The 26,613-nt window shown below is 68.7% G+C and carries 22 protein-coding genes and 3 tRNA genes; 11 read left to right on the forward strand and 14 right to left on the reverse strand.

Annotated elements, in window-relative coordinates; translation table 11 throughout:
- Positions 1-13 precede the first annotated feature (13 nt).
- Positions 14-2,077, reverse strand: coding sequence for an ABC transporter ATP-binding protein (locus tag NB3_RS09930; protein WP_067799954.1), 2,064 nt, complete (start codon positions 2,075-2,077; stop codon positions 14-16).
- Positions 2,078-2,079: 2 nt separating this feature from the next.
- Entirely contained in the window at positions 2,080-3,891 is a 1,812-nt protein-coding gene (locus tag NB3_RS09935) for an ABC transporter ATP-binding protein (protein WP_084486077.1), read from the reverse strand.
- Between the two features lie 225 nt (positions 3,892-4,116).
- On the opposite strand from NB3_RS09935, the gene NB3_RS09940 reads away from it, so the two are divergent.
- Entirely contained in the window at positions 4,117-4,395 is a 279-nt protein-coding gene (locus NB3_RS09940; protein WP_067799957.1) for a putative quinol monooxygenase, read from the forward strand.
- On the opposite strand, the gene fadD32 is transcribed toward NB3_RS09940, so the two are convergent.
- Both fadD32 and NB3_RS09950 read right to left on the reverse strand, forming a co-directional pair.
- A complete protein-coding gene (fadD32, locus tag NB3_RS09945) occupies positions 4,392-6,320 on the reverse strand; it encodes a long-chain-fatty-acid--AMP ligase FadD32 (protein ID WP_067800396.1) in 1,929 nt (642 codons plus the stop codon). The genes NB3_RS09940 and fadD32 overlap by 4 nt on opposite strands.
- A 108-nt stretch (positions 6,321-6,428) precedes the next feature.
- Positions 6,429-7,679: a KasA/KasB family beta-ketoacyl-ACP synthase gene (locus NB3_RS09950; protein ID WP_067799959.1), complete on the reverse strand. Its 1,251-nt coding sequence runs from the start codon at positions 7,677-7,679 to the stop codon at positions 6,429-6,431.
- A 334-nt stretch (positions 7,680-8,013) separates the two neighbouring features.
- Here NB3_RS09950 and NB3_RS09955 point away from each other — a divergent pair, with 334 nt between their 5' ends.
- From NB3_RS09955 to NB3_RS09975, 5 genes are all read left to right on the forward strand, one after another.
- Positions 8,014-9,147, forward strand: a complete 1,134-nt coding sequence (locus tag NB3_RS09955) for a DNA cytosine methyltransferase (protein ID WP_067800399.1) — start codon at positions 8,014-8,016, stop codon at positions 9,145-9,147.
- The gene (locus NB3_RS09960; RefSeq protein ID WP_067800404.1) at positions 9,144-9,572 is read left to right on the forward strand and encodes a very short patch repair endonuclease; all 429 of its coding nucleotides are present in this window, start codon (positions 9,144-9,146) and stop codon (positions 9,570-9,572) included. The genes NB3_RS09955 and NB3_RS09960 overlap by 4 nt, the downstream gene beginning before the upstream one ends.
- Positions 9,573-9,790: 218 nt before the next feature.
- Positions 9,791-10,480, forward strand: a complete 690-nt coding sequence (locus NB3_RS09965) for a DUF998 domain-containing protein (RefSeq protein WP_244891842.1) — start codon at positions 9,791-9,793, stop codon at positions 10,478-10,480.
- A gap of 316 nt (positions 10,481-10,796) precedes the next feature.
- Positions 10,797-11,189: a RidA family protein gene (locus tag NB3_RS09970; RefSeq protein ID WP_174553183.1), complete on the forward strand. Its 393-nt coding sequence runs from the start codon at positions 10,797-10,799 to the stop codon at positions 11,187-11,189.
- A 574-nt stretch (positions 11,190-11,763) separates the two neighbouring features.
- On the forward strand, positions 11,764-12,480 hold the full coding sequence (locus tag NB3_RS09975; RefSeq protein ID WP_067799962.1) for a maleylpyruvate isomerase family mycothiol-dependent enzyme: 717 nt from the start codon (positions 11,764-11,766) through the stop codon (positions 12,478-12,480).
- Between the two features lie 97 nt (positions 12,481-12,577).
- Here the strand turns inward: NB3_RS09975 and tnpB are convergent, their stop codons facing one another.
- The 4 genes from tnpB to NB3_RS09990 form a co-directional block, all read right to left on the reverse strand.
- Positions 12,578-13,969, reverse strand: coding sequence for an IS607 family element RNA-guided endonuclease TnpB (gene tnpB / locus NB3_RS34045; RefSeq protein ID WP_084486083.1), 1,392 nt, complete (start codon positions 13,967-13,969; stop codon positions 12,578-12,580).
- Between the two features lie 181 nt (positions 13,970-14,150).
- A tRNA-Arg gene (locus tag NB3_RS09980) sits at positions 14,151-14,223 on the reverse strand.
- 34 nt (positions 14,224-14,257) lie between these two features.
- Positions 14,258-14,347, reverse strand: a tRNA-Ser gene (locus NB3_RS09985).
- Positions 14,348-14,435: 88 nt separating this feature from the next.
- Complete coding sequence (locus NB3_RS09990; RefSeq protein WP_067800413.1) at positions 14,436-15,140, reverse strand: dienelactone hydrolase family protein; 705 nt, start codon at positions 15,138-15,140, stop codon at positions 14,436-14,438.
- A 117-nt stretch (positions 15,141-15,257) separates the two neighbouring features.
- Between NB3_RS09990 and hisC the strand changes: the two genes are divergently transcribed.
- Complete coding sequence (gene hisC, locus NB3_RS09995) at positions 15,258-16,331, forward strand: histidinol-phosphate transaminase (protein WP_067799965.1); 1,074 nt, start codon at positions 15,258-15,260, stop codon at positions 16,329-16,331.
- Here hisC and NB3_RS10000 read toward each other — a convergent pair.
- Both NB3_RS10000 and nicT read right to left on the reverse strand, forming a co-directional pair.
- Positions 16,328-17,401 (reverse strand): alpha/beta hydrolase, encoded by a 1,074-nt coding sequence (locus NB3_RS10000; RefSeq protein ID WP_067800416.1) that lies wholly within the window; start codon positions 17,399-17,401, stop codon positions 16,328-16,330. The genes hisC and NB3_RS10000 overlap by 4 nt on opposite strands.
- Positions 17,402-17,471: 70 nt before the next feature.
- Positions 17,472-18,521: a Nickel transporter NicT gene (gene nicT, locus NB3_RS10005; protein ID WP_503826325.1), complete on the reverse strand. Its 1,050-nt coding sequence runs from the start codon at positions 18,519-18,521 to the stop codon at positions 17,472-17,474.
- A gap of 497 nt (positions 18,522-19,018) precedes the next feature.
- Between nicT and NB3_RS10010 the strand changes: the two genes are divergently transcribed.
- Positions 19,019-20,092: a nitric oxide synthase oxygenase gene (locus NB3_RS10010; protein WP_067799971.1), complete on the forward strand. Its 1,074-nt coding sequence runs from the start codon at positions 19,019-19,021 to the stop codon at positions 20,090-20,092.
- A gap of 410 nt (positions 20,093-20,502) precedes the next feature.
- Here the strand turns inward: NB3_RS10010 and NB3_RS10015 are convergent.
- From NB3_RS10015 to NB3_RS10025, 3 genes are all read right to left on the reverse strand, one after another.
- Positions 20,503-20,587 (reverse strand) — tRNA-Ser (locus NB3_RS10015).
- A 24-nt stretch (positions 20,588-20,611) separates the two neighbouring features.
- The gene (locus NB3_RS10020) at positions 20,612-21,112 is read right to left on the reverse strand and encodes a MarR family winged helix-turn-helix transcriptional regulator (RefSeq protein WP_067799974.1); all 501 of its coding nucleotides are present in this window, start codon (positions 21,110-21,112) and stop codon (positions 20,612-20,614) included.
- 41 nt (positions 21,113-21,153) lie between these two features.
- Positions 21,154-22,332: an alpha-hydroxy-acid oxidizing protein gene (locus NB3_RS10025; RefSeq protein ID WP_067799976.1), complete on the reverse strand. Its 1,179-nt coding sequence runs from the start codon at positions 22,330-22,332 to the stop codon at positions 21,154-21,156.
- A 117-nt stretch (positions 22,333-22,449) separates the two neighbouring features.
- On the opposite strand from NB3_RS10025, the gene NB3_RS10030 reads away from it, so the two are divergent.
- Complete coding sequence (locus tag NB3_RS10030; RefSeq protein ID WP_067799979.1) at positions 22,450-23,439, forward strand: NAD(P)H-quinone oxidoreductase; 990 nt, start codon at positions 22,450-22,452, stop codon at positions 23,437-23,439.
- Between the two features lie 7 nt (positions 23,440-23,446).
- Here the strand turns inward: NB3_RS10030 and NB3_RS10035 are convergent, their stop codons facing one another.
- Positions 23,447-24,649, reverse strand: coding sequence for a cysteine desulfurase-like protein (locus NB3_RS10035; protein WP_067799982.1), 1,203 nt, complete (start codon positions 24,647-24,649; stop codon positions 23,447-23,449).
- A 252-nt stretch (positions 24,650-24,901) separates the two neighbouring features.
- Here NB3_RS10035 and NB3_RS10040 point away from each other — a divergent pair, with 252 nt between their 5' ends.
- Together NB3_RS10040 and wzm are read left to right on the forward strand one after the other, a co-directional pair.
- A complete protein-coding gene (locus NB3_RS10040) occupies positions 24,902-25,504 on the forward strand; it encodes a bacterial proteasome activator family protein (protein ID WP_067799985.1) in 603 nt (200 codons plus the stop codon).
- A 225-nt stretch (positions 25,505-25,729) separates the two neighbouring features.
- Entirely contained in the window at positions 25,730-26,611 is an 882-nt protein-coding gene (gene wzm, locus NB3_RS10045; RefSeq protein ID WP_067799989.1) for a galactan export ABC transporter permease subunit Wzm/RfbD, read from the forward strand.
- Positions 26,612-26,613 lie beyond the last annotated feature (2 nt).

Consider the following 26,613-nt stretch of genomic DNA (forward strand, 5'->3'; position numbering starts at 1 on the left):
AACCCACCGCTCATCACACGAGCGACTCCCGCCACGCCGCGTGCAGGTCGGCGAACCGGCCGGTCCCGGCGATCAGGGCATCCGGCGCGCCGTCCTCGACGATCCGGCCGGACTCGAGCACCAGCACCCGATCCGCGATCGCCACCGTGGACAGCCGGTGCGCGATGATCACCGCCGTGCGCCCGTGCAGCACGGTCTCCAGCGCCCGCTGCACCAGTCGTTCGCTGGGGATGTCCAAGCTCGACGTGGCCTCGTCCAGCACGATCACGGCGGGATCGGCCAGGAAGACCCGCGCGAACGCGACCAGCTGCCGCTGACCCGCCGAGAGCCTGCCGCCGCGCTTGCGCACATCGGTGGCGAAACCATCGGGCAACGCCTGCACGAAGTCGTACAGGCCGACCGCGCGTGCCGCCGCGAACACCTCAGCGTCGGTGGCCTCGGGCCTGCCCAGCCGGATGTTGTCGGCCACCGAACCGGAGAACAGATAGGACTCCTGAGTGACCATCACCACGTTGCGACGCAGGTCGGCGTCGGACAGCTCGCGCAGGTCGATGCCGTCCAAGGTCACCACGCCGCCGGACGGGTCGTAGAACCGCGTCAGCAGCTTCGCCAGCGTCGACTTGCCCGCGCCGGTCGCACCGACCAGCGCGATGACCTGCCCGGCCGGGATGTCCAGGGTGAACTCCGGCAGCACCGGTCGCGTCCGGCGATCCGACCGCTCCGGCGAGTCCGCGGACCGTACCGGCAGGGCGTCGGCAGGCGCGGCCGGTTCCGCCGCGACGGCGCTGCTCGTGGAGCGCTCGGCCACACCCGTGGACGCACCGGCATGACGGCCGCCGTCGGCCGGCCGGGAATCATCCGACTGCGCCGATGCGCCCCTATCGGCGGTAGAGCCCGCCGAGTAGCCGAACCACACTTTGTCCATCCGTACCGCGCCGGACGCCTTCTCCAGGGATACCGGTCGCGCGGGCTCCGGCACCGACGGCTCCTCCTCGAGCACGCCGGAGATCTTCTCCAGCGCGGCCGCCGCGGACTGATAGGCGTTGAAGACCTGCGCCAGCTCGTCCAACGGCCCGTAGAACTCGTTGAGGTAGAGCAGGTAGGCCGCGAGCACGCCGACCGCGAGATCGCCCTCGATCACCCGCCAGGCGCCGACCACGATGATGATCACCGTGGTCAGGTTGCCGAGCAGTTTGGTCAGGCCCGAGTAGTCGCCCATCCCGCGCATGGCCGCGATGGTCGCCCGGCGGTATTCGGAGTCCTCGATCGCGAGCACCGACTCGTTGCGCTGCTCCCGGCGGAACGCCTGCACCGCCCGCATGCCGCCCATCGACTCGACGAACTGCACGACCACCTTGGCGATCGCGGCGCGCGTTCGCCGGTAGCCCGCCCGCTGCCTGCGCTGCGCCCAGCGGGTGACCAGCACCAGCGGGACGAACCCGGCCAGCACGATCGCGGCCAGCGCCTGGTCCAGGTAGATCAGCAGCGCCGCGATGGTCAGCACCGACAGGATCGCGCTCAGCGCCTGGTTGAGCGCGCTCTCCAGCAGTTCCTGCAGCGTCTCGATGTCGCCGGTGAGCCGCGCGACCACCTTGCCCGAGGTGTACTTCTCGTGGAAGGCGACGCTGAGCCGCTGCACGTGCGTGAAGGCGCGCACGCGCAGGTCGAACAAGACGCTCTGGCTGAGCCTGCCGGTCACCCGCAGGAACGAGTACGTGCAGATCAGGCCGAGCAGGATCGAGCCGACGTATCCGGCCACGGTCCTGGCCAGCGGCGCCCAGTCGCCCGCGACGCCGCGCGCGATGCCCGTGTCGAGCGCGTGCGCGACGAACAGCGGCGCGGACACCTTCGCGACGTTGTCCAGCACGATGAGCACCAGCGCGAGGCCGGTGAGTTTCCGGTACGGCTTGACCAGGTCGAGCAGCAGCCGCCGGGAACGTCCGGCCAGCACCAGGTTGCCGGTCTCGGTGACCTCCTTGTCCTCCCCCGCGATGCCGCGCCAGTCGGCCGCGCCTTCCGGCCCGGTCGAATCGCCTTCCGGTGCCTCATCTTTCGAGAGAGTCGTCGTGGTGCTCACAGTTACTCACCTCCCATCAGTTCGCGGTAGGTCCTGCTGGTGCGCAGCAATTGATCGTGGGTGCCCTCGGCGACGATCCGTCCGTCGGCGAGCACCGCCACCCGGTCGGCCAGCGCGGCCGTGGACGGCCGATGCGCGACCAGCAGCGTCGTCGCGTCGGCCAGCACGGTGCGCAGGCGTGCCTGTACCCGCTCCTCGGTCTCCACGTCCAGCGCGGACAGCGGGTCGTCGAGCACCATGATCCGGCTGCGCCTGCCTTCGCCCGCGCCGGTGAGCACCGCGCGGGCCAGCGCGAGTCGCTGCCGCTGGCCGCCGGACAAACTCAGGCCCTGTTCGCCGATCCTGGTGTCCAAGCCCCATGGCAGGTCGTCGACGAACTCGGCGGCCTGGGCGACCTCCAGGGCGCGGCGCACGTCGGCGTCGGTGGCGGACGGGTCGCCGAGCGCGACGTTCTCCCGCACACTCGCCGAGAACAACACCGGGTCCTCGAACGCGACCGACACCAGCGACCGCAGGTCGGCGACCCGCATCGCCGCGATATCGATGCCGTCGATGGTGATCGTGCCGCCGGTCACGTCGTACAAGCGCGGGATCAAGTTGAGCAGTACCGTCTTGCCGCTCCCCGTCGCGCCGACCAGCGCCACGGTCTCACCGGGACGCACCCGCAACGACACCTCGCGCAGCACCTCGTGCTCGGCGTCGGGGAACGCGAAACGCACCTGCTCCAGCCGCAATTCGCCGCGGATGCGGGCCGGCAGGCTCACCGGCTCGGCCGGATCGGTGATGTCGACCGGGGTGTCGATGATCTCCCAGTACCGGTCGGCCGCGGTGCGCGCGTCGTTCAGCTCCGCGAGCAGGAAGCCGGTCCAAATGATCGGCCACTGCAGGAAGGTCGCGAGCGTGATGGCCGCGATCAAGGTGCCGAGCGTCATCGTGCCGTGCGCCACCGCGTAGCCGCCGTAACCGAGCGCGAACGCGATGGCCAGTTGCGGGATGCTCAACGTGCTCGACCACAGTGTCGCGTCCAGGCGCGCCTTCAGCAGCTCGGTCTGCCGCAGCTCCTGCGCCTGGGCGGTGAAGCGGCGGCCGAAGAACACACCCCGACCGAACGCCTTGAGCACGCGCACGCCCTGCGCGGACTCCTCGGCCGTGGTGGCCAGGTCTCCGGACTGGTCCTGCGAACGCCGCGACGCCACCGCGTACCGGCGCTCGAAGCGAATGCAGATGAACACCAGCGGAATGGCGATCACCGCGAAGATCAGGCCGATCTGCGGGCTCAGCCCGATCAGCACGAGCAGCCCGATCGGGATGATCACGCAGTGGATCAGCAGGAACGGCCCCGCGAAGGCGACGAACCGGCGCATGGTGGCCAGGTCGTCGATAGCGCGGGACAACAACTGGCCCGACTCCCACGCGTCGTGCCTGCCGATCGACAACGCTTGCAGTTTGCGAAAGATCTTGGCGCGCAGCGTGATCTCGATACGCGTCGCGGGCGCGGCGATCAGCCAGCGGCGCCCCCACACGCCAGCGGCCTCTACCAGGCCGAGCGCGAGAACCACGGCCACCGGCCCGAGCGCGCCCGCGAGATCGCGGCGGGCGACCGGGCCGTCGATGATCCGCGCGATCATCAGGGGGATGACGACGGCCGTCAGGCCGGACAGCAGCGCGAGTCCGCTGGCGGCGAGCAGAATGCGGACGTGCGGACGCAGATACGGCCAGAATCGGCGCAGGGAATGAAAGCGGCCGGTGGCGGCGGGCCGCTCCGATATATCGGCCTCCGGTTCGGCCGACGACACGTCCAGTGCGACAGACAAGACTCCCCCTAGGTGTGTGACTGGCGGCGGAGAACAGGACCCACGGTGATGTTCGCAGCAGGGTCCGACATCTCAGGGTCGCACCGGAACGCGCGCCGACCAACCGATTTTTCGGCTACCGCCGGGCACTCACGGCTCGTCGCTGCGACGGATGCGGCACTCATCAGGCCAGTTCACAACCTCTAGCGGACTCGAGGTCAAGCCGCGTGGATCTAGACTCCGGACATGTTGATCGTCGCCGGACACCTGCGCGTCATCGATCGCGACCGCTACCTCGACAGCTGCCGGGACGTCGTGGCGCTCGCCCGCGCCTGCGAAGACTGCCTGGACTTCAGCCTCGGCGCGGACCTGCTCGAACCCGATCGGGTGAACGTCTACGAACGCTGGACCACCCGTGCCGCGGTGGAACGCTTCCGCGGCACGGGCACCTCCGGCGACCTCGACACCCAAATCGTGGGCGCCGACGTGCGGGAATTCGAGTACGAGACGGAGACCGGGCTCTAACCGACGCCCGCGGTCTCCTCCTCCCACTCCTGCGGCGCGTCCGGGAACGCCTGTTGCTGGTGGCCGCCGCGCAGCGTGCCCTCCAGATAGGCCGCCCGGCAGGCGCGGCGGGCGATCTTGCCGCTGGAGGTGCGCGGAATCGACCCCGCCGGCACCAGCAGCACGTCACGAACGGTCACACCGTGGCGCTGGGAGATCGCCGCGCGCACCGCGTCAGCGATCGGCAGCGGATCGGCCTTGCCCGCGCGGGCATTGCGCTCCGCGACGATCACCAACTGCTCGGAGGTGTCCTCGGCGTCGAACGTCAGCCCGGAGCGGCTGCCCTGCTCGAAGACCAGCGCGGGCAGTTCGTTGGCCGGCACTGAGAACGCCGCGACGAAGCCGGGGCGCAGCGCCGTGCTCGCTTCCTGTGCGGAGAACTCCAGGTCCTGCGGGTAGTGGTTGCGTCCGTCGACGATGACCAGATCCTTGACCCGTCCGGTGATGTACAGCTCGCCGTCGAGATACGCGCCGAAGTCGCCGGTGCGCATCCAGTTGGCGTCCGGCGGCGTGCCCTCCGCGTGGCTGCCCTCGGGCAACCGAGCGGTCAGCGCGGCACGGAAGGTGGCCTCGGTCTCCTCGGGACGCCCCCAATATCCGATGCCCATGTTCTCGCCGTGCAACCAGATCTCACCGACCTCGCCGTCGCGTCGCTCGGTGCCGTGCTCGGGGTCAACGATCACCGCCCACTGCGACCGCGCCACGTATCCGCAGGACACCTGCGCGATCGCGTTGTCCGCGTCCGCGGCGACCTGAACCATCCGCCCCGCGTTCAGCTCGGCCCGGTCGACATGCACGACTTTCGCCTTGTCCTGCGCCCTGGTGGCGGAGACGAACACCGTCGCCTCGGCCATGCCGTAACACGGCTTGATCGCCGTCTCCGGCAACCCGTAGGGCGCGAACGCCTCGTTGAACTTCTTCATCGACGACACCGACACCGGCTCGCTGCCGTTGATCAGCCCGATGACATTCGACAGGTCCAATTCCTCGCCCGGCTTCGGCTTGCCGCGCGCCGCCGCGTGCTCGAACGCGAAATTGGGCGCGGCGGCGAAAGTGCCCGCGCCGTCGGAGGCGGCGGCCAGTTCCTTGATCCAGCGATAGGGACGGCGCACGAACGCGCTCGGCGACATGATGGTGATGAACCCGCCCCCGACGGTCGGCAGGATCACCGCCAGCAGACCCATGTCGTGGAACAGCGGCAGCCAGGTGACGCCGCGCGAATTCTCGGTGACGCCGATCGCGTCGATCATCTGCAGAAGATTCGTGCCCACCGCGCGGTGGGTGATCGCCACGCCCGCGGGCGTCCGGGTGGAACCCGAGGTGTACTGCAGATAGGCGACGCTGTCGATATTGATGTCCGGGCGCACCCACGATGCGCCGACACCGTCGGGGATGGCCTCCACCGCGATGATGCGCGGACGCTCCCGCGGTGGCAGGTGCCGGAAGAATTTTCGCACGCCACTTGCCGCCGAACCCACCGTGAGGATCACGGCAGGCTCGCAGTCGCCGAGCACCGCGTGCAGCCGGTCGGTGTGCCCGTGCTCCTCCGGATCGAACAGCGGAACCGCGATATTGCCCGCGTACACCGCCGCGAACAGCGAGACGACGTAGTCGAGGCCTTGCGGGGCGAGAATCGCCACCCGGTCACCGGGCTGCGTGACCTGTTGCAGCCGGGCCGCCACCGCACGCAGGCGCACGCCGAACTGCCGCCAGGTGAGTTCGCGGTATTCGCCGTCCCGCTCCCGGGAATAGTCGATGAAGCGGTAGGCGAGGCCGTCGCCGTTCTCCACGCTGTGCTTGTCGACGAAGTCGATCAGGGTCTTGTCCCCGGGAATCTCGATATTGCCCTGATCGTCCAAATAGTCGTCGAAGGTTTCGTCGATCATCGCCTTATCCTTTTCCAGCGCACAGACACCCGGGCCGTGCAATGACACCGAACACAGGTCGATAACGAAGCGTCGGGAAGGCTAGCAGGTGTCCCGGCCACCTGGCCGTCAGTACCGGCCGAAGGCGAGCGCGACATTGTGCCCGCCGAAACCGAACGAATTGTTCAAGGCGTAGTCGATACGGCCGGGCCGGGGCGTGCCGTGCACCACGTCCAAATCGATCTCGGGATCCTTGTTGTCCAAATTCAGCGTCGGCGGCACGATTTCGTCCCGAACGGTGAGCACCGTGAGCACCGATTCGAGCGCGCCGACCGCGCCGATGGAATGACCGAGAGCCGATTTCGGCGCGTAGACCGACGCGTGCGTGCCCACGGCCGCGCCGATCGCGCGCGCCTCCGCCGTGTCACCGATCGGAGTGGCGGTCGCGTGCGCGTTGACGTGCGTGACATCGGACTTGCCCAGCCCGGCGGTCCGCATCGCCCGCGTCATCGCGCGCGCGGCGCCCGCGCCATCGGGATCCGGCGCGACCAAGTGGAAGCCGTCCGAGGTGACGCCCGCGCCCATCAGACGGGCGTGGATGGTCGCGCCGCGCGCCTTGGCGTGTTCCTCGGTCTCCAGCACCATCAGCGCGCCCGCCTCGCCGAAGACGAAGCCGTCGCGGTCGGCGTCGAACGGACGCGAGGCGCTCTTCGGCTCGACGTTGCGGGTGCTCATGGCGCGCATCATGGTGAACGCCGCGATCGCGAGAGCCTGGATGGAGCCCTCCACGCCGCCGGTGACCATCATGTCGGCATCGCCCATGACGATCGTCCGCCAGGCGTTGGCGATCGCCTCCGCACCCGAGGAACACGCCGACACCGGCGTCGACACCCCGGCCCGCGCGCCGATCTCCAGCGCGACGCAGGCCGCAGCGCCGTTCGGCATCACAGCGTGGACCGTGTGCGGCGAGACCTTGCGATAGCCCCCGTTGTGCAGCTTGTCCCTGGCGTGGATGATCGCCTCCGCACCGCCGAGCCCGGTGCCGATGGACACCCCGAGACGGCACTTGTCCACCTCGGGACTGCCCGCGTTGCGCCAGACCTCACGCCCGAGCACGACGGCCAACTGCTCCACGTAGGAGAGCCGATGGGCCTCGGCCGCGTCCAGATACACGGCGGGCGGGACCTTCAGATGCCCGCCGATGCGGACCGGCAGCTCGAACGCATCGATGAAATCGTCTTCCAGTACGTCGATACCGCTGTCGCCGTTGAGCAAGCCTTTCCACGTGGAATCCACGTCACCCGCGATCGACGTGGTCGCAGCGAGGCTGGTGACCACGACCGAGGGAAACTGTCCGTTTCTGGTGGAAGGCATCTGCATGTTTCGCTCACTTTCCCTAGCGTCGCTCTGGAACTTCGTCGAGCAAAAGCACTGCGAGCGCGCCACCAGGATCATGGGCGGCCCGCACGGATGGCACTGGAGCGCAGGCGGATCGGCCGGTCATCACGTCCGGGTGCGACCACCCTTGTGCATTATTGGAAAAGCGCATCGATCGCACGGCGTGACACGCGGACCGTACCAGGTGCGGGGGACGATGGTCGCGTTGTTCGGCGATCGCCTCGGACGACTCGAGTAACCTGCTCCCCGGGCACGGGACACGCGGGCGGCGTCCGGTGTGGACGCGAGAAAGGGAAGGGCGTTGACGGGCGCGCGGATGGTCGGGCTGTTCGCCGGGATCGGCGGGCTCGAACTCGGCCTCGGCAGGCACGGCTGGCACACCGAGCTGTTGTGCGAGATCGAGCCAGGGGCCCAAGGCGTGCTCGCCGCCCGTTTCCCGGAGGTGCCGCTGCACGCCGACATCACCCGGCTGCGCGCCATCCCGGCGGGAACGGAGCTGGTCGCGGCCGGATTCCCGTGCCAGGACCTCTCCCAGGCCGGGCGCACCGCCGGCATCACCGGCACGCGTTCTGGTCTGGTCGACGAAGTGTTCCGCTTGGTCCGCCGCAAGCGCGGCCCGCGCTGGCTGCTGATCGAGAACGTGCCGTTCATGCTGCAACTCGGCCGCGGCGCGGCCATGCGGCACATCACCGGCGCGCTCGACGACCTCGGCTACACCTGGGCCTACCGTGTGGTGGACGCGCGCGCGTTCGGCCTGCCGCAGCGCAGGCAGCGGGTGCTGATGCTGGCTTCCCGCACCGAGGATCCGCGCGAAGTGCTGTTCGGCGAGGACGCCGGGCCCCGCGCGATCGGCGACCCGGAGATCGATCCCTGCGGCTTCTACTGGACCGAGGGAGTGCGTGGACTGGGCTGGGCGGTGAACGCGGTGCCGACGCTGAAGGGCGGCTCCGCGCTCGGCATCGCCAGCCCGCCCGCCGTGCGGCTGCCGTCCGGGGAGATCGTCACGCCCGGCATCGCCGACGCCGAACGTCTGCAAGGTTTCGACGCGGGCTGGACGGCGCCCGCGACCGAGATGCCGGGCATCAGGAAGGGCCACCGCTGGAAACTGGTCGGCAACGCGGTGAGCGTGCGGATGGCGGCCTGGGTCGGGTCGCGACTGGCCGCTCCGCTCGCACCGATTTCCGGCGATCAACCCCTGGCCCCCGGCACTCCATGGCCGGTCGCCGCGTGGGGACACAACGGCGCCGCCTACCGGGTGCCGGTCTCCACCTGGCCGGTGCACGAGCCGTACGAGGACCTGGCCCACTTCCTCACCGACGCGCAACTGCTATCCGCCCGCGCGACGGCCGGGTTCCTGCGCCGCACCACCATGGGCAGTCTGCGTTTCCCGCCCGGCTTCCTGGCCGATGTGGAAAGCCATCTCGATCGGATGGGCGGATGGGCGGCATGAGCCGCAGGCCCGAGACCGACGCGGCCACCAGCGCGCGGATGTCGCGCCAGCGGCGCACCGGAACCGATCCCGAGCTGGCTCTGCGGAGGGAATTGCACCGGCGCGGACTGCGCTATTTCGTCGACCGCGCGCCGATCCGAGGCCAGCGCAGGCGCGCCGACCTGGTGTTCCCCCGCAGGCGCGTCGCGGTCTACGTCGACGGGTGCTTCTGGCATCGATGCCCGCAGCACGCCACCGATCCGAAGAACAACGCCGAATGGTGGGCGGCCAAACTGGCGGGCAACGTGGCCAGGGACCGGGCCACCGACGCGGCACTCATCGCCGCGGGATGGCGCGTGGTCCGCGTCTGGGAGCACGAGGATCCCGTGCGCGCGGCCGACCGCGTGCAAGCCGAGCTGTCAGCGGTGACGCACCCGCACCAGTGAACGCGGAGCGTGCGCGGCCAGATAACCCGACACCACCATCACCGTCATGACGGCGATTCCGGCGGCGGCAGTCGCGAAACCGAGCATGGGGACCTCCTCGAGTTGCAGCTGTCGACCAGCGTGCCGGGCGAAGCTGACAAGACCCTGTGTGCCGGATGGTAATGACGTGTGCGGCCCGCCGCTGTCCGGCGCGCTCGGGCGACCAGCAGAATGAAAGCGTGACGAGTGGCCCGAAGATCTCCGTTCGGCGCCTGCGCCCGGCGACGGTGCTGGTCGCCGCGGCGATCGCGATCGCTGGGCTCTGCTATTCGTCCTGGGTGCTGCAATTCGTGCTGAGCATCGACCTCGACCCGGTCGACACGTTCCTCAGCGAACTGGACGCGGAGGGCAAGCCGTACCGGGAGGTGTTCGCGACCGCCGATCTGATCGTCGGCGCGGTTCTCGTGCCCGCGGCCCTCGCCGGGCTGTTGCTGTTCCCACGCCGCAGGCTGACCGACGTCGGCTGGATCGCGCTGCTGTGCTTCGGCGCGGCGACCGTCGCCGACGTCCTGCTGCCGCTGCACGACTGCGTTCCCGGTGAGAGCGGGTGCGGCGGCCCGAGCGAACTGTTCCCGCAACTGCATCAACCGCACGCCCTGACGAGCACGCTGGCGGTCACGTCCATCGCGGTCGCCGCGTTCGCCTTCAGCCTCGCCGCATTCCGCTATCGGCGCTGGCGGGTGCTGCGCGAGTTCGGCCTGGTCGTCTTGGTGGTCGGGTCGCTGGCGACGGTGTGGATGCTGGTCGCCGACAATCTGCCGGGGAACTACGCCCTCGGCATCGCCCAGCGAATCCAGGTGGGCGCGATGTCGCTGTGGTTGATCGCGCTGGCCGCCGCGGTGATCGTGGAGGGACGGGAGTCCGGCTGACGCGCCTCCATGCCGTCGCGGCGCTCCGGCCGGATGGTCGGCGGCGCGCGATCCTGCTCGCTTCATCGGCGCGCGGCGACCACCATCTACCCACGCGAGTCCGCCGGTTGCGGGGACGCCGTGCGCGCTGACGCCGCTGATCGGGATCACCTCCGCGCTGTCGCGGGGCTCCGGCCGGACCGATCAGCGGCGCGAAGTTCCGCTCGCTGACAGCACGCACTTAGGTCGTGCTGCGGCTACCGAGCCAGGTGGCGTCGGCCCTGCCCTGCCCTGTCCGCCGAACGACCGCGCCGAGCGCCGTGCGATGCTGTCGCGCATGAGTGATCGCGTGAACATCGCCTCGGGCTCGGAGTTCGAGGACATCGTCGGCTACTCGCGGGCGGTCCGGCTCGGCGATGTCATCGCGGTCAGCGGCACCACAGCGTCGGCTCCCGGCGGCACGGCGGTCGGCGGCGACGACATCGGCGAGCAGACCAGGGAAACCCTGCGGCGCATCGCCTCCGCGCTGGAGGAGGCGGGCGCGAGCCTGGCCGACGTGGTGCGCACCCGCATCTTCGTCACCGACATCGCCCGCTGGCCCGAGGTCGCCAAGGCGCACGCCGAGGTCTTCGGCGACATCCGTCCAGCCACGGCGATGTACGAGATAAAGGCGCTGATCACCCCAGCTCTGCTGGTCGAAATCGAAGCCGACGCGATCGTCGGGGGGTAGGAGTTCCGGCTGCAAGGGGTTCGTCCGGATTCAGCTCAACCGGGAAGCCGGTAGTGCCGCCGACCCCCACGGATCGTCGTACGAAGTGGGCCGTGCTGGCCCGGCTCAGGTTTCCGAGCTTACGGTCTGTCGCCCTCAAAGGGCACGCCGGATGGTTCGCCAGAACGCCTGTGCGGCGATTCGCTGCCGCCGAGTGGGGCTACGGGAGTTGCGGCCGGAATCCCGCCTGATGCCGGTATGACAGCCCTCGCCGGAACCACGGCTCGTCGCCTTCGACAGACCCACCGGACGGTTCGCCGCACCGCGCCGGACCGCCTCTGCGGCGGTACCCCACCGCCGAGTGGAACCACGGTATTGCTGCCGGAATCCGCCTTGTGTCCCTTGCGGCACGAAGCCCTTCCGAGGCGATGCCATCTTGCGGCCGGAGCCGAACCCATATCCAGCGGCGGCCAGACCGGTGAACGATTGATGGCACGCCCTCGCAGGCCCACAACAGTTCCATTGGCCTTCGAATCAGCCGAGCGCGGCCCGTCGTTCGCGGCGGACAGGGCCTTGGCTCGCTAGGGTCGGAACCGTGACCACCGCCTCGCAGACCCCCGTGCAACTCGACACCGTCGCCGAGGCGACCGCCCGCCTGCTCGACACCATCCGCGGCCTCGACGAGCACGCCGTCACCGAACCCTCCCTGCTGCCCGGCTGGACTCGCGGCCACGTCTTGGCCCACCTCGCTCGCAACGCGGACAGCTTGGTGAATCTCCTGCTGTGGGCCCACACCGGCGTCGAAATCCCGCAGTACGCCAGCGCTTTCCTGCGCGACGCCGACATCGAGGCGGGCGCGCCCCGCCCGCTCGCCGAGCAACTCGCCGACAACGAGGCCGCCGCGACCCGCTTCCTCGGCCTGGCCCGCTCACTCACCGACGACGCTTGGCGAGCACAGGTCCGCACCCGCCAGGGCCGCCCCATCCCCGCGACCGAAGTCCTGTGGATGCGCTTGCAAGAGGTCGAAATTCACCACGTAGACCTCAACGCGGGCTACACCCCCACCAACTGGCCCGCCACATTCGTCTCCCGCATCCTCCCCCAAGCCACCGCCGACCTCACCCGCCTCACAGCCGAATCGCCTCTCCCCTTCACCCTCCAGGCCACCGACACCGACTTCACCACCCCCCTCGGCCCCTCCCCGACCCAAACCATCTCCGGCCCAGCCCCCTCCCTAGCCGCCTGGCTCCTAGGCCGCAGTCCCGGCACCGACCTCACCGGCCCCCTCCCCACCCTCCCCGCCTGGAAGTAGCCCGGCGGGATACGTATGTGCCCGAAGGGATTCGAACCGTTACCGCCGCTCAGCCCCGGACGTAGCGACGGCAGTCGCGTGATTGCTCAGGCGACGTTCACCTCACTGCGCGAGGCGTTCCCGTGGCAGTATCCTCCGCCGACCGTGTTGCCGGACTTACGCGGATTTCCAGCGGGCTCGTTTTCCGTCGCCCCGCAACTCGAGGAGGACGTTCCGCCATTCGGACGGCCAATCTGGCCAGGTTTCTCGCAGCATTGCGATCCCGGTCGATCACAAGACCGCAATGCTCACATCGGAACTCGCGCTCGCTCAGGTGCAGTTTGGCTTTCACCACACCACAACGAGGGTTGGAGCATGTCTTCGATGACGGGTACCAGCGGTCGGCGACCACCAGCGCCCCGCCGTTCCACCGAACCTTATAGCTCAGTTGCCGCCTGAGCTCCCCCCACCCCGCATCGGCGATCGAGCGTGACAAGCGACGGTTGCGCAACATACCTGCGACATTGAGGTCTTCCACGACAACCGTCCCGAAGCGGGAAGCGAGAGTTGCCGTCAATTGGTGCAGACTCTCAGATCGTGCCTGCGTCACCTTGGCATACAGTCGCGCGATCCGGCGATTGGTGCTCTGCAACCGCTTCGAAGGTTCTGTATTGGGTCTGGACTTGCCCGCAAGACGCCGACGAGCAGCTTGACGCTGCAACCGTCTCATTTTCTTTCGAACTCTGTCGAGATGCTTCGGGTTCGGCAGCATCCCTGCGGAGTCCGTCAGTCCACGCACTGGCTCAGAAAGCACAGCCAGGTGTCTCACGCCGAGATCCACGCCTACTACGCCGTCGGTTCGATCAGGCTTGCGCGAATTTTTAGCCACTTCGACGGAGAACGACACGAACCATCGCCCGTGCCGGAAGGACACCGTGGCCGAACGAATTCGCGCCGTGCCCGCGTCCAGCCGACGTGCCAACTTCCTGGTGGATTCGCAGGTCCGTACGGTACCGATCCGGGGTAACTTCACATGCCGTCGGTCCTTCGTACTTAAGCCGATCACTCCGGTGGTGAACCGACACGAGGCATGGGTTTTGCGGCTCTTGAAGCGAGGAAAGCGGACACGTGGGCCACGTCGGTCTCCCGAAGAGGAAGTCGACCAGTTCGTCAAGGCGATGGATAGATTGGCGATACCGCTGGAATACGCTTCCTTAGAGTTCTCCCACCACCATGGAGCGATCTCGCCCTTGGCTTGGTTCCACCGTTTACGCAGTTCATAAGCCGACCACCCCAGCGCGGGTGTCAGGTCGGTCTCATCAATACCGTACGAACGCTCCGCCGCCCGCTGCCGAAGATTCGCGCTGATCAGGCGGAGCGCCCAGTTGAACGCGAAGCGCTGCGCCCCGCAGTGAGACCGCAGCATCGCCACCTGATCGGCGGTGGGGTCAAGAGCGAAGCGGTATGCCTGCACGACGAAGGTCAATGGCACTTCACTGCTGACACTCATTCCCACCCCCGATCAACGAACTCGACCACAATCCCGGCCCAGCGCCTAGCTTCGCATCCGGGTCCGACAAGTAGCGAAACCGCCAGGCGGTGGAGTATCGCGTGACGATGCTGCAGCTGACAGCAGTGTCAGAGAAGCGAGAAGGTCCCTCCGCTGATACCGGAGGGACCTTCTACTTGCGTGCGCCCGGAGAGACTCGAACTCCCAACCTTCTGATCCGTAGTCAGATGCTCTATCCGTTGAGCTACGGGCGCATGTGTTATTCAGTTGTACCCGGTTTCCCGGGCGTGGCGGAGGCGAGAGGATTTGAACCTCCGGTCCCCGTGAAGGGACAACTCATTAGCAGTGAGTCCCATTCGGCCGCTCTGGCACGCCTCCTGGAGCCTTCTCTTCGAGGGCACCGGTCCTTTCGAACCGCCGAGCAGAAAGGTTACAGCAGCTACGGACCAGATGACAAAACGGCTGGTCAGCGTAGGTTACTGTCGAACCAATCGAAGATTCTGGTCTGCGAATCGACCTCGTCGCCGTCGTCCGCCTCCGAGGTGTCGGCTCGGTGGTGCAGGCCGGGGTAGGTGACCACGAGGCTGGCGACCGCGGCGCGAGCGGTCGCGTCGCGGAGCTCGTCGACCTGGGCGGGCGGGGTGGCGGGATCGTCCACGCCGAACAGGCCGAGCCACGGCGCTTGCAGGTTGGGCGCGGCGCGCACGAGAGCGTCGGCCTGGGCGGTGAGCGGCTCGGTGATGCCGTGCGCCGCGACACTCACCGCCGCGCCGATGGGGCGGTTGGTCGCGACCAGGAACGCGGCGGTGCCCGCGGAATCGAAGCCGAGCACGCCGATGGTGTCGGGGAACACCCCGCGCCGGGTGAGCCAGTCGAAGCAGGCATCGAAGTCAGCGAACAGCTCGTCGCCGAAGACTCCGACGCCGGAGTCTTCGTCGGCCCGATGGAAGAGTTTGGGGGCGACCACGGTCCACCCCTCGCCGGCCAGCGCGTTCATCAGGTCGCGCAACGCGCCGGTGAACTCGCGCGACTCGTGCAGCAGCACGATGCCGCCGCGGGCGTTTCCTTCCGGCTCCACCACCGTGATGGGCACCTGCCCACCGCTGGTCGGCCGCTCGTCTTCCTGGTCGCTCGCCCGCAGCGGGGCCGTATCGTCGTAGGTGCCCGACATGAAACCAGCGTAGGGCGAGTTGCCGATCTTCGGTAGAAATTGCACGTGAGGGCCTATATCCAAGATATTTTCCGGTACGCCGATCGGGCTTTTTCCCGCGCGGATTAGGGTTGGAGTGTGACAGCGCAGATCCGGCCGGACCTCGAATCGATCCCGGCGTACACCCCCGGCCGCAGCAATCCAGGCGCGGTCAAGCTGGCCAGCAACGAGACGACGATCGGTCCGCTGCCCGCGGCGGCCAAAGCCATCGCCGAAGCGGCCGAACTGGCCAACCGGTATCCGGACAACCAGTCCACCGAGCTGCGGACGGCGCTGGCCGAGTTCCTCGGGGTCGGCTTCGACAATGTCGCGGTCGGCTGCGGCAGCGTGGCGCTGTGCCAGGAGCTGGTGCAGATCACCTGCTCGTCGCCGTCGGACGAGGTGCTGTTCGCGTGGCGCTCGTTCGAGGCGTACCCGATCGTGACCAAGGTCGGCAACGCCACCGCGGTGCAGGTGCCGCTCACGGCCGGTCAGGTGCACGATCTGGACGCGCTGGCCGCCGCCGTCTCCGAGCGAACCAAGTTGATCTTCGTCTGCAACCCGAACAACCCGACCGGCACCGCGGTCGGCCGCACCGAGCTGATCCGGTTCCTGGACGCGGTGCCAGCGCACGTGCTGGTGGTGCTGGACGAGGCGTACTACGAGTACGTGCGGCTGACCGACCACCCCGACGGCGTCGAGATCGGCCGGACCAGGCCCAATGTGGTTGTGCTGCGCACTTTCTCCAAGGCTTACGGCCTGGCCGGCCTGCGGGTGGGCTACGCGGTGGGCGATCCGGCCGTGATCACGGCGCTGCTGAAGGTGCACATTCCGTTCAGCGTGAGCAGGCTCGCGCAGGCGGCGGCGATCGCGTCGCTGGAGGCACGCCACGAATTGCTGGATCGCACCGATCTGCTGGTGGTCGAACGCGAACGGGTGCGCGACGCGCTGGTGGCGGCGGGGTACCCGGTGCCGCCGAGTGAGGCGAACTTCGTCTGGCTGCCGCTCGGCGCGCGCAGCGCCGAGTTCGGCGAGGCCAGCGCGGCGGCCGGAGTGCTGGTGCGGCCGTACGGGACCGACGGCGTGCGCGTCACCATCGGCGACCCGCACGAGAACGACCTGTTCCTGAGCTTTGCCGCCGAGCCGGAGGTGCTCGCCCGGTTCCTGGGTTAGCGGACGCCGATCGCGGGCGCGATGGTGGGCCAGGAGAGGGCGAGTTCATCCTCCCAGTACGGCCATGAGTGAGTGCCGGTGGCGCGGAAGTGCGCGGTGATCGGGATGCCGAGCGACCGCAGCCGGTCGGTGAGCCGCCGGGTGCACGCGTTGGTCGCGGCCTCCAGCGGGCCGCCGAAGGTGATGGCGCTGGGCAGGTCGACGTTCGGCGTTCCCGGCACGTCGTGCACGCCGGGCAGACCGCTGCCGACCGAGAGGTAGATCGTCTTGCCGCGCAACGCGTCCGCGTGCAGGGTGACGTCGTGCGCCAGCCAGTCCGGGTCGTCCTGCTTGCCGAACATATTGTCCGGCTCGCCCATGTAGGTGGCCACCACGGCGCGCGCCTGCGCCTGGCCGATGTCGGTGCCCATCGAGAAGCAGCCGCTGTGCGCCCCGATCGCCCGGTAGAGCGTCGGCTGCCGGAAGGCGAGCATCATCGCGGCCTCCGCGCCCATCGAGACGCCCATGACCGCGTTGACGCCGTTGCCGTCGAACTTCGCGTCGATCAGCGGGGGCAGTTCCTTGGTGAGGAACGTTTCCCACTTGTTGGTGCCGAGCACCGGATCCGGCTGCTGCCAGTCGGTGTAGAAACTGGCAGGCCCGCCGACGGTGAGCACGACGTTGACGTCCTTATCGGCGTAGAAACGGTCGGCGTGCCCGAGTTCGGTCCAGTTGTTGCTGTCGGGGCTCGCGCTGCGGCCGTCGAGCATGTAGACGGTGGGACGCGGGCGCGACTGGTCGCGCGGCAGCAGTACCTGCACCTCGACCACCCGGCTCATCGCGGGCGAGGCGACGTAGACCCGCAGCCAGCGATCGTTGATCGGTTCGACGCGCTCGATCCGTGGCGTCGACGGCTGTTTACTGGTCGGCTCGGCCGGGCCTGGGCCGTCGGCGGATCCGGTGTTGACCGGCGGCGTGTTCCCGGGCGCCGCCGTCACCTGGGGCGCACCGAACGACACCACACCGGAGACGAGTGCGGCACTGATCAGGGCGCTGGAAAGCCAACGCCGCACCCCGCGGCGACAGAGCATGCGAACCATCCTGCCAGAGACATCACGGGCCGGCGGAAGGCCGTCGCCGTGTCCGAGAACCACACCGCGCTCACCGTGCGGCCAGACCGTCCTGCCAGCGCCGCTCCACTCCGGCGAAACGCCATACCGCGACGGCGACCGCCCAGGTGAGCACGAACAGGCCGACGATGATGTACCCGAGATCACCCAGATCGAGATTCCCGATCCAGGCGACGACGCCCGATTCGACCTCCAACCGCTCGGCGAAGATCGAGACGATCTCCTGCCCGCCGATCACCAGCGCCACCGCCACCGACAGGCCGGTGATCACCAGGTTGTAGTAGATCTTGCGCACCGGTTTCGCGAAGGCCCAGTCGTAGGCGAAGCTCATGAATGATCCGTCCAGCGAGTCGAACAGCGCCATGCCCGCCGAGAACAGCACGGGCAGTACCAGGATCGAATACCAGGGCAGGCCGGTCGCCGCCGCGCCGCCCGCGATCACGAGCAACCCGACCTCGGTGACGGTGTCGAAACCGAGGCCGAACAGCACGCCGACCGGATACATGTGCCTCGGCCTGCGGACGAGGCCGAGCACCGGCCGCAGAATCCGGTTGAGCAGGCCCCGGCTGTCGAGCTGTCGTTCCAGCTGCGCCTCGTCGAATTCGCCGCGACGCATCTGCCGGAATACCCGCCAGATCCCCACCAGCGAGGCCAGATTGAGCAGACCGATCAGGATCAGGAACGTGCCGGAGATGCTGGTGCCCCACAGGCCGGTCCAGCGTTGCAGGGCCGAATCCTCGTCTTCCAAGCTGGACGCCAGCGCCTGGACACCGAACGCGAGCAACGCGACAAGCGCGAACACCACGGTGGAATGGCCGAGCGCGAACCAGAAGCCCACCGTTCGGACCTTCCGCTTCCCGCTCTCCGCCACCAGTTTTCGCGTGGTGTTGTCGATGGCGGCGATATGGTCGGCGTCGAACGCGTGCCGCATGCCGAGCGTGTACGCCGTCACCCCGAGGCCGGCACCGAAGACCGAACCGTCGATCACATAGTGGCTCGGCGCGACGAGCAGCAGAAGCGTCCCCCAGCCGAGGACGTGCAGCGCGACGACGGTGACGGCCATTCCGATGACACTGCGCACGAGTGAACCCCTCGACCCCCGAAGCGAAGACCTGTCAACGATACTCGACCGCACCCGCGCGGGTCCGCTTGTCCGGCCGATCCAGCAAATCCAGCAAATCGTGGCACACCGTCAGCACACCCGCCGTACGCTGAGCGCCTGGCCTTTTCCGGGTATCGAACTAGGACGGGCATGATCGCGCATCAACGCTATCGGCGGCGAGGTCACGGCACTGCGCTTCGCCGCGCCGCACAGACCGGCCGCCCGGTTCGCAGCCGCGACGGTCCCGGCATCCTCTGAGTCGGTCTCGACGCAAAGCTATTTCGTGGCATCCATCCTGGGCGGTTTCCGCGACGAAAGCGTCGGCCGCTGCGCGCTCCGCGCGAATTCTCTGCTCGATTCGTCTGTTCCACCGCAGCACTCATGCCCGACCGGAGAACACCGTGAATCCAGTGTCACCCGTCTCGATCGAGAACGTATCGGATACGAAGTCTTTTTCAGCCGATCTGGACCGCCGGATGCGGGAGTGTGACGAGTTCTTCCGGCTACCGGAATTGGCGCACCTGAGCGCGCAGCGCCGCCGCTGCGCACTGGAGCAGCTCGAACAAACCGGCTCGTATCTCCAGACCGCCGAGGAGATCCTGATCGGAGCCAAACTCGCCTGGCGCAACCACGCTCGCTGCGTGGGCCGCAAGCATTGGCGCTCGTTGAAACTGCTCGATGCCCGTCGGGTCCGCTCGGCGCGCGACCTGGCCGAGGTCTGCTGGCAGCACCTGCACATGGCGACCAACAATGGCGCCATCCAGTCGATGATCACCGTCGGGCCGCCGCGGCAACCGGACGGGCGCGAGTTCCGCATCGTCAGCCCGCAGATCATCCGCTACGCGGGTTACCGCAACGGGGACGGCACGGTCACCGGTGACGCCGCCAACGTCGAACTCACCGAGTTCGCCATGAAGCTCGGGTGGCGCGGCGCCGGAACGCCTTTCGACATCCTCCCGCTGCTGATCAGTACGCCGGACGAGCCGATTCGCTGGTTCGACATTCCGCCCGAGCTCGCACGCGAGGTGCACCTCGAGCACCCGGAGTTCGAGTGGTTCGCCGGTCTGGGCCTGCGCTGGCACGCGCTGCCCGCGGTGTCGAACATGAATCTCGAGGTCGGCGGCATGACCTATCCGTTCGCGCCGTTCAACGGCTGGTATCTGGGCGCGGAGATCGGCGCGCGCAATCTCAGCGACGCCAACCGCTACAACATGCTCCCGCTGATCGCGGAGATGATGTGCCTGGACACCAGAGCGGAGCGCAACCTCTGGCGCGATCAGGCCCTGGTCGAACTCAACCGCGCGGTGCTGCACAGCTTCCGCAAGGCGGGCCTGTACATCGTCGACCACCACACCGTCGCAAAACAGTTCTGCGATCACGTCAAGCGCGAGGAGGCCGCAGGCCGCCCCTGCCCCACCGACTGGTCCTGGATCAACCCGCCGATCTCCTCCGGCCTGACCCCCACCTTCCACCGCTACTACGACCCACCCGACCTGGACATCCGCCCCAACTTCGTCCGCAGGGATTTCCGCACCGACGCGGCCCTGTAACCAGCGCGAATTCGAGCGAACGGTTCCGAGTCATGCTCGGCCCACCCATCAGCCAAAGTCCTGACCGCAGAAGGGGCCCGGACATCGGAAGGTGACCGCACCGCAGACCAGTGGCAGGGCCATCGGAAGTGACTCGACTGTCGGCCGAAGGCCCAGCCATCGGCAAGTGCCAACCCATCAGCGGGCAAGCCCCAACCACCGGCAGGCAAACCGACCCCCAGCGGAAGTACAACAACCAGCAGGAGGCCCGACCACCAGCGGCAAGCCCAACCGCGAGCGGGGGCCCGGCCATAAGCGGGGGTCCGGGGGCGAAGCCCGCCGGGCGGGGTGTGGGGGTTGCACCCCCACAAAACATTGCGAAACGAGCCCCGGCTCATGCTCCATGAGCATGGGTCACCCAGCGAGTGGAGCGGAGACGGAGGGATTTGAACCCCCGGTCGCTCTCGCGACGCTCGCTTTCAAGGCGAGTGCATTCGGCCGCTCTGCCACGTCTCCAGAGACCTGATCGTAGCGGACGGCTCAGCCTGCCTGCTTGCCGATTTCCTCGTCGACGCGGCCGAAGACATCGGCGATCACCTCTAGCTGGGCCGGGGCGAGCAGATCGATGAAGTGGCTGCGGACGGCCTCGACGTGTCCTGGCGCGGCGGCTTGCAGGCGGCGCAGGCCCTCGTCGGTGAGTTCGGCGAGCACGCCGCGGCCGTCCTCCAGGCAGGTGTTGCGGCGGACCATCTGCTGCGCCTCCAGCCGCCGGATCTGATGGGTCAGCTTGCTGCGCGAGGACAGCACGCCGTCGGCCAGCTCACTCATCCGCAACGAGCGGTCGGGCGCTTCGGAGAGCAGGACGAGGATCCGGTATTCGGCGACGGTGAGGTCGCTGTCGCGTTGCAGCTGACGATTCAGTGCCGTCATCAGGCGCTGATGGCCGTCCATGTAGGCGCGCCATGCGCGCTGCTGGGCCGGGGTGAGCCAGCGCGGCTCGGCCACGACGCGACCGCTCGGTTCGGGATGCACGGTGGTCATTCTATGCTCGGCGAACTGCGGAAATGGGCATCTCTCGCAGGTCAGCGCACCGTGGACAGCAGGGCGCGGTTCACCGCGGCGGGGCTCGCGCATCCGGCGAGGCCGAGCGCGGAGTCGAAATCGGCGAGCAGCGTGCGCAGCGCGTGCCGGACTCCGGCGGCGCCCGCCAGCCCGAGTCCGTAGGCCCACGGCCGCCCGTACAGCACCGCCTTCGCGCCGAGCGCCAGCGCGATGAGCACGTCGGACCCGGTGCGCAAGCCGGAGTCGAACAGCACGTCGGCGCGGTCGCCGATGGTGGCGACCACCGCGGGCAGCGCGTCCAACGCCGCGATCGAACCGTCCACTTGGCGGCCGCCGTGATTGCTCACCACCACCGCGTCGGCGCCCGCGTCCACCGCCTGGCGTGCGTCGTCGGGGTGCAGGATGCCTTTCACCGCGATCGGAAGGTCGGTCCATTCCCGCAGCAGCGCGAGGTCGGCGAGCCGCAGTGTGTGGTTGCCGAACAAGCCCACCCAGGTGAGGATGGCCGTGCGCATCGCCTCCTCGCTCTCCTCCGGTGCGGCGGGCAGCTTGGCACGGAACACCGGGTCGGACAGGTAGTTGGCGATGCCCTTGCCGTGCAGGAACGGCAGGTGCGCCTGTTCCAGGTCGCGCGGCCGCCAGCCGAGGGCCGGGGTGTCCACGGTGACCACGATCGCCGAAGCACCGGCCCGCTCGGCACGCTGGACGAAAGAGCAGGCCAGTTCGTCGTCGGCGGGCCAGTACAGCTGGTACCACCACGGACCCGCCGCCGCGCCGACGTCCTCGATGGTCGAGGAAGCGGCGGTGGAAAGCACCGTGCCGATGCCGAGTTCCTTGGTCACCTCCGCGACCACCACCTCGCCGCGTTCGTGCAGGAGTTCCAGCACGCCGACCGGCGCGGTGAGCACGGGCGCGGCCAATTTCGTGCCGAGCACCTCGACGGAGAGATCCCGCGCGCCGGGGCCGGTGGAGCCGCGCAGCATCCGGGGCAGGATGCGGTAGCGGTCGAAGGCGGAGCGATTGGCCGCGGCGGTGCGTTCCGCCGAGGCGCTGCCCGCCACGTAGGCGAACGCGGCCGGATCCAGCCGTTGCTGCGCCAGCGACTCCAAACCCGCTGCGGTCATCGGCAATTCGGGTGTCACGCCACCAAGGCCGCCGAGGTAGATCTCGTTCTGGAAATCGATGAAGCCGCCACTCACCAACCGAACGGTAGTCCGTGACGCCGGTCACCGCAGGCCGGTTGCCGGATCGGTCCGGAAAGGCCGACTCGGGGACCCACCGCGCGGCCGTCCGACGGCGCGGAGCACTATGGCACGGTGCGCGCGATTGATCTGAACGGTGCCGGCGGTCCCGAGGTCATGGTGTTGTCCGAGGTGCCGGCACCGAAGCCGGGACACGGCGAAGTGCTCATCGAGGTGGCCGCGGCGGGCGTCAACCGGGCCGATCTGTTGCAGCGCCAGGGCTTCTACCCGCCCCCGCCCGGCGCAAGCCCGCTGCTCGGCCTGGAATGCTCCGGCGTGATCGCCGAAGTCGGCGACGGAGTGCGCGACTGGGCCGTCGGCGATCGCGTGTGCGCGCTGCTGTCCGGCGGCGGCTACGCCGAGCGGGTCGCTGTGCCCGCCACCCAGGTGCTTCCGGTTCCGGACGGCCTCGACATCGGCGCCGCGGCCGGGCTGCCGGAGGTGGCGGCCACCGTGTGGTCGAACTTGGTGATGACCGCGGGGATGCGGGCCGGTCAGCTGGTGCTGATCCACGGCGGCGGCAGCGGGATCGGCACGCACGCCATCCAGGTGGCCAAAACCATCGGCGCGCGCGTCGCGGTGACCGCTGGATCGGCCGAGAAGCTGGCGCGCTGCGCGGAGCTCGGGGCGGACGTGCTGATCAACTACAAGGAGGACGACTTCGTCGCCGCCGTGCGCGCCGAGCGCTCTGGCGCGGACGTCATCCTCGACAACATGGGCGCGGCCTACCTGGGACGCAACGTCGACGCGCTGGCCGAGCACGGCCATCTCGTGGTGATCGGCATGCAAGGCGGGGTGACCGCCGAATTGAACCTGGGCGTGCTGCTGCGCAAATGGGGCACCGTCCACGCGACCAACGTGCGCGCGCGGCCAGCGACCGGCGCGGGCAGCAAGGCCGAGATAGTGGCCGAGGTGCGCAAGCAACTGTGGCCGTTGATCGCCGAGGGCACGGTGGCGCCCGTCATCGCGGCCGAACTGCCGATCGAAGACGCCGCCGAAGCGCACCGGCTGCTGGATTCCGGCGAGGCGTTCGGCAAGGTCGTGCTGCGCGTGGCCGACCTGTGAACGGCGCTCACTCCAGCGCCAGCAGCGCCCTGCCGAGCTGATCGATCTCGAACTTGGTGGTGTAGGGCGCGAGGCCGATGGTCACCGCGCCGCCCTCGTCGTTGACGCCGAGCGCGTCCAGCAGCCTGCTGCCGCCGTGCACACCGCTCACCGTGCCGATCCGGTTGTCGGCGAGCTTCGCCGCGACCTTCTCCGCCTGCATGCCCGCGAGGGTGAAGCTGACCGTGGGAATGCGGGTGGACGCGCGGCCGATCACGGTGAGGCTGGGAATCGAGTCGAGCACGCTCATCAAGTGCTCGAACAGCTGGTCGTGGTAGTCCTGCAACGAGGTGATCGACATCTCCAGCCGCTCGCGCCGGGTGCCGCGCGCCCGCTCGTCCAGCCCGGCCAGGAAGTCGATCGAGGTGGTCAGGCCAGCGAGCAGCGCGTACTGATGCCCGCCGACCTCGAGCCGCTCGGCGCCCTTCGCATAGGGGTTGAGCGACATGGACGGGATCCGGTCCAGGAACGCCGGGTCGCGGAAGACCAGCGCGCCGATCTGCGGACCGCCCCAAGCCGGGGCGCTCAGCGCGACGACGTCGGCGTTCAGTTCCTCGATATCGATCAGGGCGTAGGGCGCGGCGCCGAACGCGTCCGCCACCAGCAAACCGCCCACCTCGTGCACTCGGTCGGCGGCCACCCGCACCGCGGGCGCCGAGCCGACGATGGGCGAGGCCGCGGTCAGCGCGACCAACCGTGCCGTCGGTCCGATCAGCTCCTCGAACTGCCAGGACGGCATCTCGCAGGTCTCGATCTCCACTTCCGCCCAGCGCACGTGCGCGCCGTAGCGGTTGGCGATGCGCAGCCACGGCGCGACGTTGGCCTCGTCGTCCAGCCGGGAGAGCACGATGCCGGTGCCGAGGCCGAGACGGGAACTCAGCGATTCGGCGAGCCAGGCCAGCAGCACCGCACGGTCGGGGCCGAGCACGACGCCCGCCGGGTCGCCGCCGACCAGGTCCGCCACGGCCTCGCGGGCCGCGTCCAGAATCGCCGCGCTGCGCACGGCCGCGGCGGTTCGGCCGATATGCGAGAAAGAAGAGGTTCGAAAACCCGTGGAAACCGCTCGGGATACCGCGTCGGGAACCAGCATTCCCGCTTGCGGGTCGAGATGGATCCAGCCGTCGCCCAGGGACGGTATCAGGCCCCGAACCCGCGCGACGTCGTAAGTCATGCTGGCCACTCTAAGGGCAGCGGGCGAGCCTGTGTAACCGCGTTCCCCTCCACATCGTGGCGGGAGCACAGCGACCTGGGACTCAGCATGGCGACCGACTTTCGACAAATCCGAACCACACGACCCGATCAGAATAGAACGCCTGCCCGCACGGCGGTGCGTACCCGCGGCACGCGCCGCACGCTGCCCGGTGTGCCCGCCCGAGGAGCACCGGCTTAGCGCGTTCCGAGCGAACACGACATGATAGGGACCATGACGCACTCGGACGAGGCACCGGACCACATCGTCGTTGTCGGACCCGACGGCAGGCCGTTGGCCATCCCGGCCACCGCCGGATCGGAGGCGCCCTTCACCGCGCAGGTGGTGACCGACGATAACAAGGACAAGGCGGCCGACCGGGACGACTCCGGCGAATCGCTCGCCGACATGGTGGAGCAGCCCGCGAAGGTCATGCGGATCGGCACCATGATCAAGCAGCTGCTCGAGGAGGTGCGCGCCGCTCCGCTGGACGAGGCCAGCCGCAATCGCCTCAAGGAGATCCACACGTCCTCGGTGCGTGAGCTGGAGCAGGGCCTCGCCCCCGAACTGCGGGAGGAACTCGAGCGGCTCACCCTGCCGTTCACCGACGACGCGGTTCCGTCCGACGCCGAGCTGCGGGTCGCGCAGGCCCAGCTGGTCGGCTGGCTGGAGGGCCTGTTCCACGGCATCCAGACCGCGCTGTTCGCCCAGCAGATGGCCGCCCGCGCCCAGCTCGAGCAGATGCGTCAGGGCGCGCTGCCGCCCGGCCTCAACGCCGCCGACCCGCGCGCAGGCCAAGCCGGTCACGTCACCGGCGGTTCCGGCCAGTACCTGTGAAGCCGGCGACGCGCGTGTGCCACACATGGGCGGGAAGCCGCCGGGGTAGTCTCGTGCACCGTGCCCGCCGCTGCCGCTCGCTCCGACTCGGTCTCCGAACCGAGTGCGGTGCGTCCTGAAGAGAGCTCAGTTGGTTCCGATGACCAAGCGCGTTCAGATGACAGCTCGCCGACCGCCTCGGATGAGCACACGGGTCCGTCCGGCGACGACGCACCGGAGGCTCCGGTGAGCGCGGCCGCACCGGAGGCGCAGACCCTGCACGCCGGGGCCACCGAGGCGAAGATCGTGCCCGACTCGCAGACGTTCCGGCGCGCGTTCCAGGACTTCGCCGGCGGCTTCGCCCAGCGGGAGTTGTGGCTGTCGCTGGGCTGGCAGGACATCAAGCAGCGCTACCGCCGCTCGGTGCTCGGCCCGTTCTGGATCACCATCGCCACCGGCTTGCAGGCCGTGGCGATGGGCGTGCTGTACGCGGCGCTGCTCGGCCAGCCGCTGCGCGAGTACCTGCCCTACGTGACGGTCGGGCTGATCATCTGGAACGTGATCAGCGCGAGCATCCTGGAGGGCTCGGAGGTCTTCATCGCCAACGAGGGCCTGATCAAGCAGCTTCCTTCGGCGCTGAGCGTGCACGTCTACCGGCTGGTGTGGCGGCAATTGCTCTTCTTCGCACACAATATGGTCATCTACCTGGTGATGCTCGCCGCGTTCGGCGTGTGGCGCCATCTCGGGGTGGCCAGCCTCATGGCGATTCCGGCGATCGTGCTGATCTTCCTGAATTCGATGTGGGTGTCGATCGTGTTCGGCATCTTCAGCACGCGCTACCGCGACATCGCGCCGATTCTCGGCAGCACAACGCTCATGCTGTTCGTGCTGACGCCGGTCATGTGGACGACCAAGACGCTGCAATCGCAGATGGGCAACGGCGACCGCGCGAAGCTCGCCGAACTCGTGCCGACGTTCCACTATCTCGAAATCGTCCGGGCGCCCTTGCTCGGCGAACCGCAGGAACCGCGGCACTGGGTGGTGGTCGGCGTGATCACCCTGGTCGGCTGGATCGTGGCGATCCTCGCCATGAAGCAGTTCCGTTCGCGCGTACCGTACTGGGTATAGGA

Origin of the sequence: Nocardia beijingensis NBRC 16342 (assembly GCF_001612785.1) — a bacterium.
Lineage (GTDB): Bacteria > Actinomycetota > Actinomycetes > Mycobacteriales > Mycobacteriaceae > Nocardia > Nocardia beijingensis.